Genomic DNA, 17,877 nt, shown 5'->3' on the forward strand with positions numbered 1-17,877 from the left:
TGCTGTGGTGGGGCGTGGCGGCCGCTCTGCTCGCCAACGTCCTGTACAGCACCGGGTTCGTGCTGGAGAAGCGCGCCCTGTCCGCGCTGCCCGCACTGGACACCCGCCGGCCCGCCCGACTCGTCCGCCACCTGCTCGGCAGCCCGCTGTGGCTCGGCGGCTCGCTCGCCCTCGCCGCCGGTTTCGCCGCCCAGCTCGCGGTCTACCGCACCCTTCCCATCGCCGCCGCCCAGGGCATCTTCGTCTCCGGCCTGGTCCTGTTGCTCCTCCTGTCATCGGTGTTCCTCGGCGAGCGCACCACCGGCCGCGAACGCCGGAGCATCCTGGCGATCCTGCTCGCGCTCGGCATGGTCGTCGGGTCGCTCCAGGGCAGCGGCGCCGGCACCGTCACCCGCACCGCGCCCACCGGCACCCTGCTCGCCATCGCCCTGCCCTCGCTGGCCGCGGGGCTGTGGCTGTACGGGTCCGCCGAGCGGCGCGCCAAGCGCCGCCACCGCCAGCCCACCTCGGGCGTCCCCTACGGTGTGGCCGTCGGCCTGCTCTACGGCGTCAGCTCGCTCGCCATCAAGGGCGTCTCCGGACTGCTGAGCGCCCACGACCCGGCGGGCGCCGTCCGTGACGTGTTCACCTCCCCGTATCCGTATCTGCTGCTCTTCACCGGCGCGGTGGGCCTGGTGCTGTCGCAGACCGCGCTCCAGCGCTGCCGTGCCTCCCTCATCGTCCCCGTCTGCACCACCGTGACCTGTGTCTTCACCGTCGCCTGCGGCACGGTCGCCTTCGGCGAGCCGCTGCCCTCCGATCCCCTGCGTCTGGGCCTGCGCCTGGGCGGCACGGCGGTCGCCGTACTCGTCCTGCTGGCCCTGCCCAGCCAGGACGCCCCGCCACCGGAACCGGAACCGGAGACGGACTGGGGCCTGGCACCCGCACCCGATACGCCCGCCCCTCCCCAAGGAGCTGAACCGTGACCCCCGACGACCCCCTGCTGAAGATCCTCGCCTGTCCGATCGACAAGGGCCCGCTGACCCTGCTCGTCCCGGACGACATCCTCTACAACCCGCGGCTGCGCCGCCGTTACCCGATTCTCGACAACATCCCCCAGCTCCTCCCCTCCTGCGGTGAACAGGTCACCGAGACCGAACACGAAGCCATCCTGCGCCGGCTGCCCCCGGACGAACGCCCGCCCGAGGAGCCCCGTTAGGGTGCTCGCCCGCCCTGTCGTCCGCGAACATGTCCATCATGAACCCCACCACTGACAACGGCCCGGGCGACGCATCCGGCAGCGGATCAGGCGGCGGCCCGGACAGGCCCGCCGACGGCCCCCGCGCCTTCCAGCTCGTCCTGCTGCGCCGTATGGCCGACCACCAGCCCGGCCTGGTCGAGGACGCGCTGCGCACCCTCGGCGCCTCCCGCGCCGAGCTGCGGGAGGCCAACCGCCGCTGGCAGGCGTGGACCCACTCGCCCCGGTCGCGCGGCGCGGTGCAGCGCTACCGCTCGCTGCTCGGCCGCCCCGAGTCCGTCACCGCCCGCCGCATCGGCGACCTGACCTGCGAGGCGCTGACCTGGCCCGTACCGCTCTGGCCCGATCTGCGGTTCGAGGTCCTGACCGGCCCGCAGGGCACCGCGTGGAACGCGTGGCTCGTCCGGGCGCCGGGCGCCGCCGCACCCGCCCTGCGGACGGCCGGCGACCTGGTCCCGTGGTCCTGCACGGTCGACGAGGTGGCCCGCGCGTTCGCACCGGCCCGCCCCATGGAGGGCACGGCCCCCACCCGCTGGCGGCTCGCGTTCACGGCGCCCGGCGCGGACGGTGAACCGCGGCCGACGGTCGCGGAGTTCACCTGGGGCCTGCTACAACGCACCGTCGAGTGAGGCCCGCAGGCAGTCGGCCGTGGCCGAGCCGCGCGCCGCCAGCAGGCCGCGTGGCGTCCCGGCGTACACGATCTCGCCGCCGTGCCGGCCCCCGCCGGGCCCGAGGTCGACCACCCAGTCCGCCCGCTTGACCACATCGAGGTCGTGCTCGATGACCAGGACGGTGTTGCCGCCGTCCACCAGCCGATCGAGCAGTTCCAGCAGGCCCGCCACGTCGGCCATGTGCAGCCCGGTGGTCGGCTCGTCGAGCACGTACACACTCCCCGTACGGTGCAGCCGGGTGGCCAGTTTGAGGCGTTGCCGTTCGCCGCCCGACAGGGAGGACACCGACTGTCCCAGCGTCAGGTAGCCGAGCCCGACCTCGACCAGGGCCGCCAGCTTCCGTACGGTCCCCGCCACCTCGTCGCCGCCGGCGAGGACGAGGTCGCCCGTCCTGAAGAACGCCACCGCCTCCTCCGCCGTCATCTCCAGCACGTCGGCGACCGACCTGCCGCTCAGGGTCAGGCCGAGCACCTCGTCCTTGTAGCGCCGCCCCCGGCACGCCTCGCAGGTCGAGGTCACCGGGTCCATGTACGCCAGGTCTACATGGATCACCCCGCGCCCCCGGCACTCCTCGCAGGCCCCGGCGGCGTTGAAGCTGAACAGCCCCGCCGGTACACCGTTCTCGCGCGCGAAGAGCGCCCGTACCGCGTCCATCGCCCCGAGGTACGTGGCCGGAGTGGACCGCGCGGACACCCCGATCGCCGACTGGTCGACCACCACGGCCTCCGGATGCGCCCCCACGAACGCCTCGGACACCAGCGTGCTCTTGCCGGAGCCCGCCACCCCGGTGACGACCGTGAGCGCCCCGGTGGGCACGCGGAAGTCCACGCCCTTGAGGTTGTGCAGCGTCACGTCCCGTACGGTCAGCCAGTCCGCCGGCGTACGGACGTCCGCCTTCACGCCCGTCACGCGCCGCAGCTCACGCCCCGTGGGCGTGTCGGCGGCCGCCAGCCCGCGCACCGACCCGGCGTAGACCACCTCGCCGCCGTGCGCTCCGGCACCGGGTCCCATGTCCACCACATGATCCGCGGCGGCGATGACGTCCCGGTCGTGTTCGACGACGAGAACGGTGTTGCCCTTGTCGCGCAAGCGCACCAGGAGGTCGTTGAGGCGGCGTACGTCGCTGGGGTGCAGCCCGGTGCTCGGCTCGTCGAAGACGTACGTCATGCCCGTCAGGCTGCTGCCCAGGTGGCGCACCATTTTCAGCCGCTGTCCCTCGCCGCCGGAAAGGGTGGCGGCCGGACGGTCGAGGCTGAGGTAGCCGAGGCCGATGCCGGTCAGCCGGTCCAGCGCGGTGACCGCCCGCGCCGCGACGGCCGCGCCCACCGGCTCCTCGGCCGGGTCGATGCCGCGCAGGACCTCGCTCAGTTCGGTGACCTCCAGCGCCGCCATCTCGGCGATGGACCGCCCCGCGACCTGGGACTTCAGGGCCGCCGCGGTCAGCCGCGCGCCCCGGCACCGCGGGCAGGTCCCTTCGCGTACGTAGCCGCGCACCGTGTCCCTGGTCTTCTCGGAGAGCGCCGAGAGGTCCCGCTTCACATAGCGCCGGTCGAAGTTCTCGACCAGTCCCTCGTACGTGTTGTTGTAGGCCCGCTCACCGCGCTTGACGGTGAACCCCTTGCCGTACAGGAGCAGGTCCCACTCCCGCGGGGTGTACCGGTCCAGGGGTTTGTCCGGGTCGAAGAGGCCGGACGTCGCGTAGATCTGCCAGCCCGCCGTGCCGACGGCGAGCGGCGGGAAGCGGATCGCGCCCTCGTTGAGGGAGCGGCCGGTGTCCAGGAAGCGGTCGAGGTCGATGCGGGCGGTGCGGCCCAGCCCGGCGCACTCGGGGCACATCCCGGCCGGATCGTTGAAGGAGTACGCGGTGGCCTCACCCGCGCTCGGTGTGCCGCAGCGGGAGTAGAGCACCCGCAGGATCGCGTAGATGTCGGTCAGCGTGCCGACGGTGGAGCGCGCGCCGCCGCCGAGGGGCCGCTGGTCCACGACGACCGCCGGGGAGAGTCGCTCGATGGTGTCGGCCTTGGGCCGTTCGTGTTTGGGCAACTGGTTGCGTACGTACCAGGTGAAGGTCTCGTTCAGTTGGCGCTGCGACTCCACCGCCACCGTGTCGAAGACCACCGAGGACTTGCCCGAGCCGGACACCCCGGTGAAGACGGTGATGCGCCCCTTGGGGATCTCCAGGTCCACGTCCTTGAGGTTGTGCTCCCGTGCGCCGGTGATCCTGATGCTGTCCTCGTGCGTTGCTCCCATACGGCCACGCTAGGAACGAAGTAGGTCAGAACATGGCCGCCTTCCGGGGCATCCTGAGACCATGAGCGACACCCCGGCACGTCTCCTGAAGCTGCTCACGCTCCTCCAGACCGGCCGCGAGCGGACCGGCACCGAACTGGCCGAGCGGCTGGGCGTCAGCCCGCGCACGGTCCGCCGCGACATCGACCGGCTGCGCGGCCTCGGCTACCCCGTGGACGCGGCCATCGGCGCCGTCGGCGGCTACCGCCTCGCCTCCGGCACCGCGATGCCGCCGCTCCTCCTGGACGACGAGGAGGCCGTCGCCATCGCCGTGGGCCTGCACGCCGCGGCGGGCGGCACGGTCGCCGACGTGGCGGAGACCTCCGTACGGGCGCTGGCCAAGCTGGAACAGGTGCTGCCCGCCCGGCTACGGGACCGGGTCACCGCCCTCCAGGAGGCCACCGTCCCGCTCTACGGCCTGCTCACCGGCGCTGGCGAGGCCCCGGTCACCGACCCGGCCGTACTGACCGCGCTCGCCACCGCGTGCCGCCGCAGCGAGCGGGTGCGCTTCGGGTACGCGGCGGCGGACGGCACCCCGAGCAGACGGCACGCCGAGCCGTACCGCCTGGTCAGCGCGGACCAGCGGTGGTATCTCGTCGCGTACGACCTGGACCGCGCCGACTGGCGTACGTTCCGGGCGGACCGGGTCGACGGCCCGCGGCTCACCGGAGCCCGCTGCGTACCGGACCGCCGGCCGCCCACTCCGGACGCCGCCGCGTTCGTCGCGGAATCCGTCACCAGCCATCGCGCGCGGCACCGGGCACTGGTCACGCTGCACACCACTCTGGAGGACGCGACCGCGCGGCTCCCCGCGGGCACCGGCCTCCTGGAGCCGCTCACCCCGGACTCCTGCCTGCTGCGTACGGGAGGGGACGCGCTGGACTGGCTCGCGTTCCGGCTCGGCCTGCTGGGCGTCCCCTTCGAGGTGCACGAACCGCCGGAACTGATCGCTTACTTGCACGACGTGGGCGGCCGGCTGCTCGCCGCCGCCCGGCGCTCCACGCCTCCACCGGACTCCGGCGCCCAGGCCCTGTCAGCCCCGGCGTCCCCCAACCGGACCTCCTCAACGCGCACCTGACGACCCGTTGGCACACGATGGATCACGAGTGGCCGCCGGCGGCCACTCGGCCCGTACTGCCGAACGCTCCCCGGGGAGGCACCATCCATGACCGCCAGCCTGGCACAGTTGCTCCGTTGCTCGGTCGCCGTCGACCTGGGCGAGGCCCGCACCCGGATGTACGTCAAGAACCAGGGCCTGGCGGTGGACCAGCCGACCGTCGCGGCCGTCAACATCCGCACCGGCGCGCTGATCGCCGTCGGGGACCGCGCGGAGGTGATGGACGGCCGGACGCCGGACCACATCCGCGTCGTGCGTCCGGTCTCCGGCGGCACCGTCGTGGACATCGACATGGCCCAGCGGCTGCTGCGCAACCTGGTCGACGACAAGCTGCGCAAGGCGTGGCGGCGCAGACCCACCATGCGGGCCGCGATCTGCCTGCCGTACGGCAGTGAGCCGCTGGCGCAGCGGGCCGCGGTGGAGACCCTGAACGGGGTCGGTGCCCGCCGGGTGGAGATGGTCGACACGCTGGTCGCCGCGGCGGTCGGCTGCGACCTGCCGGTGGAGCAGCCCGAGGCCACCATGATCGTGGTGTGCGGGGCGGGAACCACGCAGATCGCGGTGCTCTCGCTCGGCTCGATCGTGGCGGCGGAGACCGTCCCGGTGGGCGGCAACGCCATCGACCATGCCGTCGTGCAGCACCTGAGACTCCAGCACAAGCTGCTGCTGCCGGGTCAGTCCGTACGGCCGCTGCACCTGATGCTCTCCAGCAACGGCGACCTGGCGGCGGGCCCGACCGAGGTGCACGGCCGGGACGTGGTCAGCGGGCTGGCCCGTTCGGTCATGGTCGAGACCGAGCCGGTCCAGCGGGCCATCGCCTCACCGCTGACCACCATCCTGGACGGGATCGGATCGGTGCTGCGGCGCTGCCCGCCGGACCTGGTGGCGGACCTGGGCGAGCGCGGCATCATGCTGGCGGGCGGCAGCGCGCTGATCCCCGGCCTCCAGTCGATGATCCGGCAGGCCACGACCATGCCGGTGCACGTCGCGGACCGGCCGGACATCTGCGCGGTGCTGGGGCTGGGCGCCATGATCGAGGGCAAGGTGGAGCCGCTGCACCTCGATCCGATGGCTACCTGAGGGGCGGCCGGTACGTCTGGCCGGCCGAGGAGCCGGCCGGTACGTCTGGCCGGCCGAGGAGCCGGCCGGTACGCCTGACCCGGCCGAGGAGCCGGCCGGTACGGCTTGGCCGACCGGGACGCCTGCCCCACCGGGGAACCGGCCGGTCGGTTCCGCCGGACGGCCCGGCCCCGGCCCCGGCCCCGGCCCTCACAGCGTCCGGTCACAGCGTCCGGGTGTTCCACCCCATCACCGCGGGCCGCCCGTGCTCCTCGCCGAGGACGCCCACCGTGCCCGTCTCGAAGGTGAACAGCGCGCCCGCCGACGGCGGCAGGCCCAGCCGACGGGCCGTCAGCACCCGCTGGAAGTGCCCGTGGCCGACCAGCACCACATCGCCGTCCGCCGTGCGCAGCTTTCCCTCGATGCGGGCGAGCACCCGGTCGGCGCGCGCGCCGACCTGCTCGGGCGACTCGCCCGGGTGTTCCGGGGGCCCGGCCGTCACGCCGTCGGTGAACAGGAACCAGTCGGGGCGGGTCCGGTGGATCTCGTCGGTGGAGATGCCCTCGTACCCGCCGTAGTCCCATTCGCTCAGGTCGGCGTCGATCTCCGGGTCCGGCAGGCCGGCCAGCTCGGCGGTGCGCCGGGCCCGCTGCAGCGGGCTGGAGAGCACCGCGCCGATTTTCCGGTCCGCCAGGACCGGCCGCAGGGAGCGGGCCTGCTCCTCACCGCGGGCGGTGAGCGGCAGGTCGGTCCAGCTGGTGTGCTGGCCCGATCTGCTCCACTCCGTCTCGCCGTGGCGGATCAGGAGCAGTTCACTCACCGCTGTTCTGCCCCTCCGGCTGCTGGCCCTCCTGGTTCTGGGCCTCTGCGACGGAGGCGCGGACCTCGTCCATGTCCAGGTTGCGGGCCTGGCCGATGACGTCCTCCAGGGCCTCCTCCGGCAGCGCGCCGGGCTGCGAGAACACCGCGATGTTCTCGCGGACGATCATCACGGTCGGGATCGACTGGATCTGGAAGGCGGCCGCCAGCTCGGGCTGCGCCTCCGTGTCGACCTTCGCGTAGACGAGATCGGCGTGCTTCTCGGACGACCGTTCGAAAACCGGGCCGAACTGCTTGCACGGACCGCACCACTCGGCCCAGAAATCGATCAGGACGAAATCGTTGCCGGAGACGATCTCGTCGAAGTTGTCCTTGGTGAGCTCTACCGTGCTCATGCGTACTTCCCTGCTTCCGGTTCCGGTCTCTTTCGGTCCCGCCGCGACAACGGGTTCGTCGCCCGTCCTATTCCGCACGCCGGACCGTCCCGCACCCCTGCCCAGCAAACGCCGACCTATCCATACGAATTTCCACGCCCGTACGGCGGCGCCCCCGGCCCCCCTCACGACAGCTCCCGCCACACCCGGTCCCGGGCCAGCGGCAGCCGGGTGAAGCGCACCCCGGTGGCGGCGCGGAGCGCGTTGGCCAGGGCCGGCGCGACCGGATTGAAGGGGCTCTCGCTCATCGACTTCGCGCCCGCCGGGCCGATCGTGTCGGACGTCGATGTGAAATACACCTCGGTACGGGGCACGTCGGCGAAGGCCGGCAGCCGGTACTCGCGGAACGCCGCGGTGCACACCGCCCCGCGCCCGTCCAGCCGTACGTCCTCGAAGAGCGCCGCCCCCAGCGCCTGGGCCACCCCGCCCTCGACCTGTCCCCGGCACTGCATGGGATTGATCACGGTGCCCGCGTCCGCCACGTGCACGCTGCGCAGAATGCGGATCTCCCCGCTGTCCGGGTCGACCGCGACGCGGAACCAGTGCGCGTTGAAGGCGACCGTACGCGGCGTCCCGGCGCAGTGGCCGTACCCGGTCAGCGGCCCGTCGCCGCCCCCGCGCGCGGCCCGGTCCCGGATCAGCCCCGCCAAGGACCGCGCCGCGCGCAGCACCGCCTCTCCCCCGACCACGGTCCCGGCCGACCCGAAGGCGCCGGTGTCGTGCCCGACCGCGTCGGTGTCCGCCTGCCGTACGGTGATCCGCGCACTCGTGGTGCCGAGCTCGGCGGCGGCGATCTGGCGCAGTGCGGTGGTGGTCCCGCTGCCGGATTCGATCGATCCGACGGCCAGTTCGTACGCGCCGTCGGCGGTGAGCGTGATCCGGGCCTCGGCGAAGTGCCCGCCCGGCCCGGCCGCGGCGATCATCGACACGGCACTGCCGTGGCCCACCAGCCATCCGGGCGGTACGTCCGGCACGTTCGAGGCGGTCGGCGCGTCGGGCACGTCCAAGACGGCCGGTACGTCGGGCACGTTCGAGGCGGTCCGCGCGTTCAGCAGGTGAGAGGCATCCGGCACGCCCGGCAGGCCGCGCGCACCCGGCGCGTCCGGCTCCGCGGACGCGGAAGCCTCCCGCAACCTGCTCAGACACGCGTCCAGCCCGTAACTCCCGATGCGCAGATCGGTCACCCCGTCCATCCCGTCCACCACCGTCTCCAGCGCGTCACCGGGCCGCACCACGTTGCGCTCCCGCAGCAGCAGCGGGTCGACGCCCAGCCGACGCGCCAGTTCGTCGAGCGCGCTCTCCAGCGCGAAGACGACCTGCCCGAGCCCGTAGCCGCGGAAGGCACCGGCGGGGACGGTATGGGTATGGACGGCGAAACCGTCCGCCTTCTTGTTCGGGCAGCGGTAGAGGGCGAGGGCGTCACCGCACCCGTGCGCCAGGACGGTGCGGGCGTGGTTGCCGTACGCGCCGGTGTCGGACACCACGTGCAGTTGGAGCGCGGTCAGGGTCCCGTCCCGGCGCGCACCAACCTTGACCCGTACGGTGAACGGGTGCCGCGTCGTCGCGCCGTGGAACTGCTCGGCCCGGGTGAACTCCAGCTTGACCGGACGCCCGGTCCGCAACGCCGCCAGCGCCACGACGTCCTCGACGAGCATCTCCTGCTTCCCGCCGAAAGCACCGCCGACCCGCCCCGCGACGACCCGCACCGCCTCGGGCGGCAGGTCCAGCAGCGAGCAGAGGGAGCGGCGTACGAGGTACGGCACCTGCGTACTGGTACGGACGACCAGCCGCCGGCTGGCCTGGCCGTCACTGCCCTGCGCGCCCGGGGCCGAGGCCGGGGCGGCGGACTCGAAGTACGCGACGGCGCCATGCGTCTCCAGACTCGCGTGCTGCGCCCGCGGCGTGCGGAAGGTCTCCTCGTACACCGCGTCGGCCGCGGCGAACCCGCGCGCCACGTCGCCGGTCTCCCCGTGCACCTCACCCACCACATTGGCCACGTACGGCCCGGCCTCGGACCGCTCTCCCTCCCCTCCGGCGTGCACCACGGGGGCGCCGGGCAGCATCGCCTCCTCCGGGGTGAGGACCGCGGGCAGCACCTCGTACGTCACCTCGACCCGGCGGCAGCCCTCCTCCGCCGCCGCCTCGCTGTCCGCGACCACCGCGGCCACCCGCTGGCCCACATGGCGGACCGTGTCGTCCAGCAGCCGGGTGTCGTGCGGATCGTCCTCGGGGTGCTCGTGCTGAGCGGTGGAGAAGCGGCGGTCAGGAGCATCATGGTGAGTGAAAACCGCGTGCACGCCCGGCACCCGCAGCGCGGCCCGGGTGTCGACGGCGGTGATCCTGGCGTGGGCGTGCGGCGAACGCAGCAGTTTCATGTGCAGGAGGCCGGACAGGGCACCGGTGTCACGATCGAGGTCGAGGTCGAAGGTGTAGCGGGCCCTGCCGGTGACCACCTCCCGGCCGCCGGGCGCCGGCGCATTGCGGCCGATGGCATCGTCCACACCCGGTTCCTCGATGTGCCGAACGCCCCGTACGGCATCCTCGATGGCCCGATAACCGGTACAGCGGCACAGGTTTCCTTTGAAGGCGCGCGGCAGATCGGAGAGCAGCCCCTCATCGAGCGCGGCAGCCGTCATCACGAACCCCGCGGTGCAGAATCCGCACTGAAACCCCTGCGCCTCCAGAAACTGCCGCTGCACAGGATGCAGCCGCCCGCTCGCCTCACCGTCCGGCCCCACGTCGGCCAGACCTTCGATGGTGGTGACCGACCGCCCGTCGGCACGTACGGCCGGATACACGCAACTGTGCACGGGCTCGCCGTCCACGTGCACCGTGCATGATCCGCAATCCCCGGCGTCACAGCCCTTCTTGACGCCGAGGCAGCCACGCTCGCGCAGGTAGGTGCGCAGGCATTGGCCGGGGCGGGGCGCGGTGCGCGTGGGGGCGCCGTTGACCTCGGATCGGAAGGAAGCGCGGAGGCGCGGACGTACGGACGCGGACGGGAGCGGGAACGGGACAGCCGACCGGAACAGCGCCCGCGAAGGCGCCCCCCGCCCCGGCCGCCCCCTCCTCGGTTCCGCACCCGCCAACTCCTCCCGAATCTCCTCCCCCATCCGATACGTCATGTGCCGCCGCCACTCCGGCATCCCGTGAACGTCGTCGAACCACCCGTCGTCCGGTACGGCCCGCCCGATCGCCGCCCGCAGCTCGGAGACGGACGGCGGCTCCGGGAACCGCAGCCGCACCGGCCGTACGGTGGCGGCGGTGATCGTCAGGGTGAACGCCCCGTCCACCGGGTCCCGTGTCCCGATCAGCAGCGCGGCGGAGCGCCCGAGCCCGTACAGCGACGTCTGCCGGAACGCCGTACGACGCTCCAGCGCGCGGGCCGGCAACGTGACCGAGCGCAGCAACTCGCCCTCCGCCAGCGCGTTGCGCCCGGGGCCCGTGACGAGGTCCGCCACCGGCAGTCGCCGCGCCGTTCCGTCCACGGCCAGCAGCAGGCAGGTGCCGTCCAGCGCCGCCGTCAGGGAGACCATCGGCGCGGCGGGCAGCGCGAGGCACAGATTCCCGCCGACGGTGGCCGTGTTCCAGATTTTGAACGAGGCCAAAAAGGCACGGCAGCACTGCTCGAAGAGCACCCCCGCCGGCAACCAACCGCCACCGCCGCCACCACTGCCACCGAACCGGGACACCTCGGCAACAGTGCACGTCGCCGCGATCTCCAGCGCACCGTCCGGCAACCACCGGAACGGCTCCCAGCCCGTCCGGCTCAGATCCAGCAGCCGCCGCACCCCCGGCTGAGGCTCGGAGAAGAGGTACGTACCGCCACCGAGCCAGGCATCACCCGTCCGCCACCCCAAACGTCCCCTCGCGCCCCTGACCTCCCCGCGTTTCTCGACCTCCCCGAGTCCCCCGACCTCCAGAACCTCCCGCACCGTATGCAGATCCATGTCCCGAGTGAAACAAGCACACCCCTCCAGCAGCCGCAGCCACGCACACACCTCCCGCCCCCGCCACCCCACCCCAGTCCCCGCCACACCTCACGTTCCCGCACCTCCCCCCTTTCTCCCCCACCTCGCATCAGCGCAACTGCACACCCATCTCCCTAGCATTTACGATGCTTTTCCGCGCTCTCGCCTGGTGAGTGCGCACGGCAAGGTCAGGGCCCGAAGCCCGGCGCCCGGACGGTACGAGGAGCACACCCCATGCCGCACACCACCACCCCGCCCATCCCCGGGGGCAGCTCCGCCCCCGCCACCCTCGAACGGCTGCTGTCCGCCGTACCCGCCGACGTCCGCGCCGTCTTCAGCGCCCGCACCCTGCGCCCGCTCCTCCCCGAGCACGACAGGACCGGCACCCTGCTGCACACCCTGGAGGTCTTCCTCCGCCACGACGCCTCGTGGTCCCGTACCGCCGCCGCCCTTCACCTCCACGTCAACACCGTCCGCTACCGCGTCCAGCGCATAGAACACCTCACCGGCCGCGACCTCACCCGCCTCCCCCACCGCCTCGACCTGCACGCCGCCCTGCTGTGCCGCGCGGGGGCGACCGGTGGCGGAGCGTAGTCCGCGGCCCCTGACTCTCCACGCGAAAGGCGGGACGGCAACTGCCGCCCCGCCAGAACCGACCGGAATCGACCGGAATCGACCGGATCAGATGTGCAGCAGATACACGTACTTCCCGCCCGCGCCCGCGTTCAGATCCTTGTCATAACGCTCCCAGGGCTTCGGGGGCTGGTAGTCACGGTTGTCGGTGAGCGCGACGTCCAGCGAGTTGATCGGCGAGCCCTGCTCGGCGTTCCGCGTGTAGGCGGCGTAGATGTACTCGCCACCCGCGCCGGCGTTCAGGTCCTTGTTGAGCTTGCGGTAGCCGTGCGGGGGCTCGTCGCCCTTGGACAGGAAGACGATGTCGGTGATGGGGCCGAACGCGGCGTTGGGCGCGGAGAGCTTGCTGTCGGTCTCGAAGGCGAAGTACAGGTACTGGCCGCCGGAACCGGCGTTCAGATCCTTACTGATCTTCGTCCAGCCCTCGGGCTCCTGCTCGTCCCCTTCGAGGATCATGAGGTTGATGACAGCCATGGCGTCCGTTCCTTTCTCGTCGACGTACGGAGAAGAGGTGGGCTCACGCTATGGCCGCCACCCCTGAACCACATCGGGCGCAACCGGCCAGCGGGACGTTCGAATCAGCATCAGGTCACAGCACTGCTGAGCTGCTGACCATATGGTTCACCCCGCAAACACTCTCGAACACCGGCGCCGCGCAGCACGTGAACCACTGTCCGGTTCCGACGCCGCTCCCCTCTCGCAACACCCTGGCCCCTCTCAGACACACGGACGGCGCGAAAGCCCCGCCCCGATACGGCCGTGGGCCATGGCTCGCGGCAAATGTTCCGCCGGGGCTTCTCAACCCGCACAAGGCCGGGACGCTTCGCTTGGGCGGGGAGCGATTGTCGGCTAAAGGCTTCAACTGGCCCTGTTCTGTGACGACAGCATCGGCAATGCGTGTTCACTACTGCCTACGGGTAGTAGCGTGATCAGGTCACTTCAGGTCCACCTCGAATGCGCCTTTCAGGCGTAGACGCCGGAGTTTCCAGAAGTACATAAAAACCCGCGCTCCGCTAGGTAAAGCCACTGGTCGCGGCCTGTGGTCCCCGCGCACGCGGGGGTGGACCCGAAGTGTTGCGTGCCTTGCTGCCTGGCGGGTGGTGGTCCCAGTGGGCGGACTGACGTGGCCGCAGGGAGCAAGCTCCGGGCCACCGGTACCGCCTGCCGGGCCCGTCCCGGGCGCGGCCTCCGGCTCACTCGCTCCCCACCGCCTCAGCGGCGATGTAGCTCGCGCCATGGTGGGCTGCGGTGACGGCGGCCAACTCCGGCAACTGAGCGGCGATCTGCGCACGCAACCATGCGGTCTCCTGCGCTCCAGCCGCGTCCTGCGCCTGGGCGTGCTCACCACGCATCAGGGCCCTGCTCCGCCGCGGACTCCGTTCGGGCCGCTGTTGCGGACCGCGGACACCGGAAGGGCAAGGGCTGCGCGGACCCCGGCGACGTTCGCCGCCGCTTCCCGGTCCGGCTCCCCCGGCTCCCCGGCCGGCTGGGGAGCCTGCGCGGCGAGCCAGGCCCGGCTGCGGGCACCGAGCAGGTGCTCGGCGACACGCAGGCGTGCTTCCCGGGCGGCGGTGGCAGCGGCCTGCTCGGCCGCTTCGCTGCTGGGATGCAGGTGCCGACGGCGCAGTTGCACTGCCCAAGCCTGCTCGGTTTCCGCCTCCGCCTCGGGCCGGCGGACCCGCGTCCACAGGGCAGAGAGATCGCCATTTCGGCGGGGCGGCTCCATACCCGCGAGCTCCTGCGATGAGCGCCGGGGAGCGGGCCGCCCCGCCCCGCGGGGTCAGGCCATTTCGACGTAGCGGTGGGCCCGGTCGAAGCGCCGGGCCGCCAGGTCCCGGTGGCGGATCACCCAGTGGGCCACGCCGGAGTCCAGTTCCGTGACGTCGTCACCGCACCTCCAGGTGGCCAGGAGCGCCCAGTCGCCGGCGTCCTCTTCGGGGGCCGTACCGCCCTGCTCGCAGGGGCCGGTCTCCTCGGGCGTACGGGCGTAGTGGACGGGGTCGTTCTGGGGCGAGACGGGATGGCCGCCGATCTGCAGGACCCAGGAAGGGCGGTAGCCGCCCACGTGTGCCCAGGCGTCGCTGAGTTCGTCGGCGAGTTCGAACTGCTCGTCCTCGGGGACGTCGCCCCATCTGTCGAGGGCGAAGCTCTCCGGCATCTGCGCGCTCGGCTGGTGCCAGAGCGTGCGCAGTTCACGCGGCCGGTACGGCTCGCGCCGGCTGTGTTCGAGGAAGGTCGGGGTGGCAGGGGTCCCGGCGGGGACGTACAGCACCGCGTCGGGTACCTGTCCCTCGATGCCTTGCACATCGGTGCCGGAGAAGAAGAGCAGGTGGCCGTCGGCGGGCAGTGGAAGGCTGGTCGCACCCGGCGGGAGGGCCGCGAGGTCGACGGAGGCCACGAAGGGGTCGGACGGCTTGACCACGCCGTGCGGCAGCAGGGGGTTGCCGCCGACCCGGGCCACCAGGGGGCCGTCACCGCCCTCGGCCAGGTACACCGCCGGCAGGGTGCCACGTATCCACTCCTCCACCTCCTCCGACGCCAAACCTTGGGATATCGCCTCGGCCCGGAAGCGGTTCATTCTGTCCATGCTCGCATCGGTCACCGGGACACCCTAACGGGCCCATGAGCAGGCAGCGACAGGGCCCAACGCGCCTGCGGGAAAGGGGCTTTGCGCTCACGGCCGATGGCGACGGCCGCGCAGAGCATCGCATCGCGCACATGGCCTCGACGGCCTGCCCGCCTGCGCCCGCCGCGCGACCCGGACACCGCCGAGGATGCTGGCAGCCAGTAGCCGTGAGGCCGGCCTGCGAGTGGTCAGGCCGCAGCCTCTTTTCTTGAGCGATCGATCCAGAAAGGCTAGAGTGAGGTCATGGCAAGGACCCGGGAGTTCGACACCGAGGCAGCGGTGAGCCGCGCCATGGAGCTGTTCTGGGCGCGCGGCTACGAGGCGACCTCGGTGCGCGATCTGGCCCAGCATCTGGGCATCGGACAGGGATCCTTGTACGCCGCGTTCGGCGGCAAGGACGGCCTGTACCGGGCCGCGCTGGAGCACTACCGCACCACCCTCGCGGCGGCCGCCCTGCGTGATCTGAAGGAGGAGACGGACGCCCGCGCGGCGATCCGTACGCTGCTGACGGAGCGGATCCGCATCGCCGTCGGTGACGGCGGCCGGGGCTGCCTGGCCGTCAACGCCGTCTGCGAGCGGCTGCCGCCGGACGCGGCGACCCGGCGCACCGTGCGCGACATGCAGGAGGCGAGCCGGGAGGCGCTGGCCGAGGTGCTGCGGGCGGCGAGGGAACGGGGCGAGATCGCGCAGCGGCACGACCCGCACACGGTCGCCGCCTTCCTCGTCACCTTCCTCAACGGCCTGCTGGTCTCCTCGAAGATCACCCCGGACACGCGGGCCCTCGAACCCCTCATCGACGTCGCACTGAGCACTCTCGACTGACGGTCCTCGCGCCCCGTAGGACGTTCGGTTTCCCTGCCTTCATTCTGTAACGCACGCCCAAGAAAGTGGTGTCCCATGATGTACGACCATGACGGAGCGCCCCTGCGCACCGGCCGTGCCGCCGTCAACGGCACGAGCCTGCACTACCGGACCGCCGGGTCCGGCCCCGCGGTCGTGCTGCTGCACGGCGTGCCGAAGACCGGCTACCACTGGCGCCACCTGGTCCCGAAGCTGGCGCCCCACCACACCGTCGTCGTGCCCGACCTGCGCGGCCTCGGCGACTCCGCCCGTCCCGCGGACGGCTACGACTCCGCGACGATGAGCGACGACATCGCCGAGCTGATGGCCCGCCTCGGACACGAGACCTACGCCGTGGTCGGCGAGGACTGGGGCGCGGTGATCGGCTACCAGCTCGCCGCCCGCCACCGCGACCACGTCACCTCCCTCGTCTTCGCCGAAGCCCTCTTCCCCGGCTTCGGCTTCGAGGACCACACCGCCCTCACTCCCGAGAACGTCTCCGGCATGCACCTGTGGCACCTGGGCTTCTACTTCCAGCCCGACGTGCCCGAGATGCTGATCTCCGGGCACGAACGCGAACTGATCACCTACATGATCAAGAACGAGCGCAGCCACCCCGACACCGCCACCCCCGACGCCGTCGAGGAGTACGTACGCTGCTACTCCCTGCCCGGCGGCATCCGCGCCATGCTCGCCGTCTACCGGGCGATGCTCACCGACGCCGAGCAGAACCGCAAGGCCGCCCAGAAGAAGCTCGACATCCCCGTCCTGGCGCTCGGCGGCTCCGCCTTCATCGGCGAGCGCAACGCGGAGCAGGCACGGTTCGTGGCCCACGACGTCACCGGACACGTCTTCGACGCGGGCCACGACCTCGCGGAGGAAGTACCTGACGAGATGGCCGCCGTCGTCCTGCCGTTCCTCGCCGCACACCGGTAGCCGCCGCCCCTCCGCCCGCCAGGGCAAAACCCAGCCCCCCCCCCCGACCGCCCCCGCCACCGGACAGACCTCGGGGGACGGGAATCACCCACGCACGCCGGGACCGGCCCTCTTCGCGACCGGCCCCCGGGTGGTCCCCGCGCGTGCGGGGCCGTTTCCCATTCGTGCGCCAGTGAAGTCGGCCCCGGAGTGTGGTCCCCACCTGCACGGAGCTGATCCGAACGCCACGGAAGGCAGAACCTTCAGAGCACCCTCGCCATCGGCCAACCGGTCGTCGCCGACGCAATGGGAAGACCTGCCGCCACCTGACCGCCGGCCGCCCGGCCTCACCGGCGGCTGCCGGGGCCTCGTCGGCCGAAGCTTTCCTCCGGCGCTGTGCCGTCATCGCGGATGGTGGCCTCGCCGTCTTCCGACGCTTGCCGGGAAGGGCGCGGGCGGGGCACGCCGCATCGCCGCCCTCTGATCCGTGACGGTCACGACAGTGCTTCTGGATGCGAGACGGGCAGCACAGGCCCGGGCCGAGCGGCGATCACAACAAGTTCTTGTTCGTCCCGGGTCGGGGCCTTCCCCAACGGCCGTGGGAGCATCAACCACGACTTCCACCCCGATGCCACTCCAAAACCCCAGGTCACCAGGGGATCAGAGTCTCGACCGGGCCACACAGGCCCGCGTCTGCCTCACCACTCCGAGGCAAACGCCTCACCCAACCGACCGCTCCGACCACATTTGCGCAGGTCAGAACGATTCTTTGGTGGGGCGGGTGGGACTCGAACCCACGGCCGACGGATTATGAGTCCGCTGCTCTAACCGGCTGAGCTACCGCCCCGATACGGCGCGCCGCGCACATTTGTGCGCGCCGTCTGCCGCAGCATAGCCGCTCATACGATCTGTTGCGCGGGTGGGTCCTCGTTGGGCTGCCATGCCTGTCCAAGAGGACTTCGGACGCCGGGTGTTCGGTTCCCGCGCACAGGAAAGAGGACCCCCGCGGGGGTCCTCTTCCGTCCTGCTCCCCCGACTGGACTCGAACCAGTAACCCTCCGGTTAACAGCCGAATGCTCTGCCAATTGAGCTACAGGGGACCGAGCTCCCCCGACTGGACTCGAACCAGTAACCTGCCGGTTAACAGCCGGCTGCTCTGCCAATTGAGCTACAGGGGAATGCTCTGTGTGCCTCGAATGCACTCCGATCCGGGGCCTCCGGACGGCGCGCGCTCGCTGCTGCACATACATTAGCGCAAGCAGGGGG

Annotated in this window: 14 protein-coding genes, 3 tRNA genes and 3 pseudogenes; 8 read left to right on the forward strand and 12 right to left on the reverse strand. The window is 71.9% G+C overall.

Going from position 1 to position 17,877, the window contains the following annotated elements; all coding sequences use genetic code 11:
- Positions 1–2 precede the first annotated feature (2 nt).
- Genes AB0A97_RS03555 through AB0A97_RS03565 form a run of 3 tightly spaced genes read left to right on the forward strand, consistent with a single transcriptional unit; the run spans position 3 to position 1,866 of the window.
- Positions 3–965: a hypothetical protein gene (locus AB0A97_RS03555; protein ID WP_361145228.1), complete on the forward strand. Its 963-nt coding sequence runs from the start codon at positions 3–5 to the stop codon at positions 963–965.
- Positions 962–1,198, forward strand: coding sequence for a Trm112 family protein (locus tag AB0A97_RS03560; protein WP_361143864.1), 237 nt, complete (start codon positions 962–964; stop codon positions 1,196–1,198). Before AB0A97_RS03555 ends, AB0A97_RS03560 begins: the two co-directional genes overlap by 4 nt.
- A 38-nt stretch (positions 1,199–1,236) precedes the next feature.
- The gene (locus AB0A97_RS03565; RefSeq protein ID WP_361143867.1) at positions 1,237–1,866 is read left to right on the forward strand and encodes a hypothetical protein; all 630 of its coding nucleotides are present in this window, start codon (positions 1,237–1,239) and stop codon (positions 1,864–1,866) included.
- On the opposite strand, the gene AB0A97_RS03570 is transcribed toward AB0A97_RS03565, so the two are convergent.
- Positions 1,846–4,158 carry an excinuclease ABC subunit UvrA gene (locus tag AB0A97_RS03570; RefSeq protein WP_361143870.1) on the reverse strand — a complete coding sequence of 771 codons (2,313 nt, stop codon included), beginning with the start codon at positions 4,156–4,158 and terminating at the stop codon, positions 1,846–1,848. The two genes, AB0A97_RS03565 and AB0A97_RS03570, sit on opposite strands and share 21 nt — an antisense overlap.
- A 61-nt stretch (positions 4,159–4,219) precedes the next feature.
- Here AB0A97_RS03570 and AB0A97_RS03575 point away from each other — a divergent pair, with 61 nt between their 5' ends.
- Complete coding sequence (locus AB0A97_RS03575) at positions 4,220–5,275, forward strand: YafY family protein (RefSeq protein ID WP_361143873.1); 1,056 nt, start codon at positions 4,220–4,222, stop codon at positions 5,273–5,275.
- An 87-nt stretch (positions 5,276–5,362) separates the two neighbouring features.
- The gene (locus tag AB0A97_RS03580; RefSeq protein ID WP_361143875.1) at positions 5,363–6,394 is read left to right on the forward strand and encodes a rod shape-determining protein; all 1,032 of its coding nucleotides are present in this window, start codon (positions 5,363–5,365) and stop codon (positions 6,392–6,394) included.
- A 202-nt stretch (positions 6,395–6,596) separates the two neighbouring features.
- On the opposite strand, the gene AB0A97_RS03585 is transcribed toward AB0A97_RS03580, so the two are convergent.
- From AB0A97_RS03585 to AB0A97_RS03600, 4 genes and pseudogenes are all read right to left on the reverse strand, one after another.
- Positions 6,597–7,193, reverse strand: coding sequence for a histidine phosphatase family protein (locus AB0A97_RS03585; RefSeq protein WP_361143877.1), 597 nt, complete (start codon positions 7,191–7,193; stop codon positions 6,597–6,599).
- Positions 7,186–7,587: a thioredoxin gene (gene trxA / locus AB0A97_RS03590; RefSeq protein WP_361143880.1), complete on the reverse strand. Its 402-nt coding sequence runs from the start codon at positions 7,585–7,587 to the stop codon at positions 7,186–7,188. Before trxA ends, AB0A97_RS03585 begins: the two co-directional genes overlap by 8 nt.
- Before the next feature lie 164 nt (positions 7,588–7,751).
- A pseudogene (locus tag AB0A97_RS03595) lies at positions 7,752–10,595 on the reverse strand (molybdopterin cofactor-binding domain-containing protein); the annotation flags it as partial.
- 117 nt (positions 10,596–10,712) lie between these two features.
- A pseudogene (locus AB0A97_RS03600) lies at positions 10,713–11,576 on the reverse strand (FAD binding domain-containing protein); the annotation flags it as partial.
- Positions 11,577–11,894: 318 nt separating this feature from the next.
- Between AB0A97_RS03600 and AB0A97_RS03605 the strand changes: the two are divergent.
- Positions 11,895–12,191 (forward strand): annotated as a pseudogene (locus AB0A97_RS03605) (helix-turn-helix domain-containing protein); the annotation flags it as partial.
- A gap of 87 nt (positions 12,192–12,278) precedes the next feature.
- On the opposite strand, the gene AB0A97_RS03610 reads toward AB0A97_RS03605, so the two are convergent.
- The 4 genes from AB0A97_RS03610 to AB0A97_RS03625 all read right to left on the reverse strand — a co-directional run bounded on the left by AB0A97_RS03610 (position 12,279) and on the right by AB0A97_RS03625 (position 14,832).
- Positions 12,279–12,704 (reverse strand): hypothetical protein, encoded by a 426-nt coding sequence (locus AB0A97_RS03610; protein ID WP_030023067.1) that lies wholly within the window; start codon positions 12,702–12,704, stop codon positions 12,279–12,281.
- Between the two features lie 719 nt (positions 12,705–13,423).
- Complete coding sequence (locus AB0A97_RS03615; protein WP_361143883.1) at positions 13,424–13,582, reverse strand: hypothetical protein; 159 nt, start codon at positions 13,580–13,582, stop codon at positions 13,424–13,426.
- Positions 13,582–13,863 (reverse strand): hypothetical protein, encoded by a 282-nt coding sequence (locus tag AB0A97_RS03620; RefSeq protein WP_361143886.1) that lies wholly within the window; start codon positions 13,861–13,863, stop codon positions 13,582–13,584. The genes AB0A97_RS03615 and AB0A97_RS03620 overlap by 1 nt, the downstream gene beginning before the upstream one ends.
- 147 nt (positions 13,864–14,010) lie before the next feature.
- Positions 14,011–14,832: a DUF1963 domain-containing protein gene (locus AB0A97_RS03625; protein ID WP_361143889.1), complete on the reverse strand. Its 822-nt coding sequence runs from the start codon at positions 14,830–14,832 to the stop codon at positions 14,011–14,013.
- 267 nt (positions 14,833–15,099) lie between these two features.
- On the opposite strand from AB0A97_RS03625, the gene AB0A97_RS03630 reads away from it, so the two are divergent.
- Together AB0A97_RS03630 and AB0A97_RS03635 are read left to right on the forward strand one after the other, a co-directional pair.
- Positions 15,100–15,678, forward strand: coding sequence for a helix-turn-helix domain-containing protein (locus AB0A97_RS03630; RefSeq protein ID WP_361143892.1), 579 nt, complete (start codon positions 15,100–15,102; stop codon positions 15,676–15,678).
- A gap of 75 nt (positions 15,679–15,753) precedes the next feature.
- Positions 15,754–16,632: an alpha/beta fold hydrolase gene (locus tag AB0A97_RS03635; protein WP_361143895.1), complete on the forward strand. Its 879-nt coding sequence runs from the start codon at positions 15,754–15,756 to the stop codon at positions 16,630–16,632.
- Between the two features lie 749 nt (positions 16,633–17,381).
- Here AB0A97_RS03635 and AB0A97_RS03640 read toward each other — a convergent pair.
- The 3 genes from AB0A97_RS03640 to AB0A97_RS03650 form a co-directional block, all read right to left on the reverse strand.
- Positions 17,382–17,458: transfer RNA gene (locus AB0A97_RS03640), tRNA-Ile, on the reverse strand.
- A 180-nt stretch (positions 17,459–17,638) separates the two neighbouring features.
- Positions 17,639–17,711 (reverse strand) — tRNA-Asn (locus AB0A97_RS03645).
- 5 nt (positions 17,712–17,716) lie between these two features.
- A tRNA-Asn gene (locus AB0A97_RS03650) sits at positions 17,717–17,789 on the reverse strand.
- Positions 17,790–17,877: the final 88 nt, after the last annotated feature.

It is taken from the genome of Streptomyces sp. NPDC045470, from assembly GCF_040646595.1.
Taxonomy (GTDB): Bacteria; Actinomycetota; Actinomycetes; order Streptomycetales; family Streptomycetaceae; genus Streptomyces.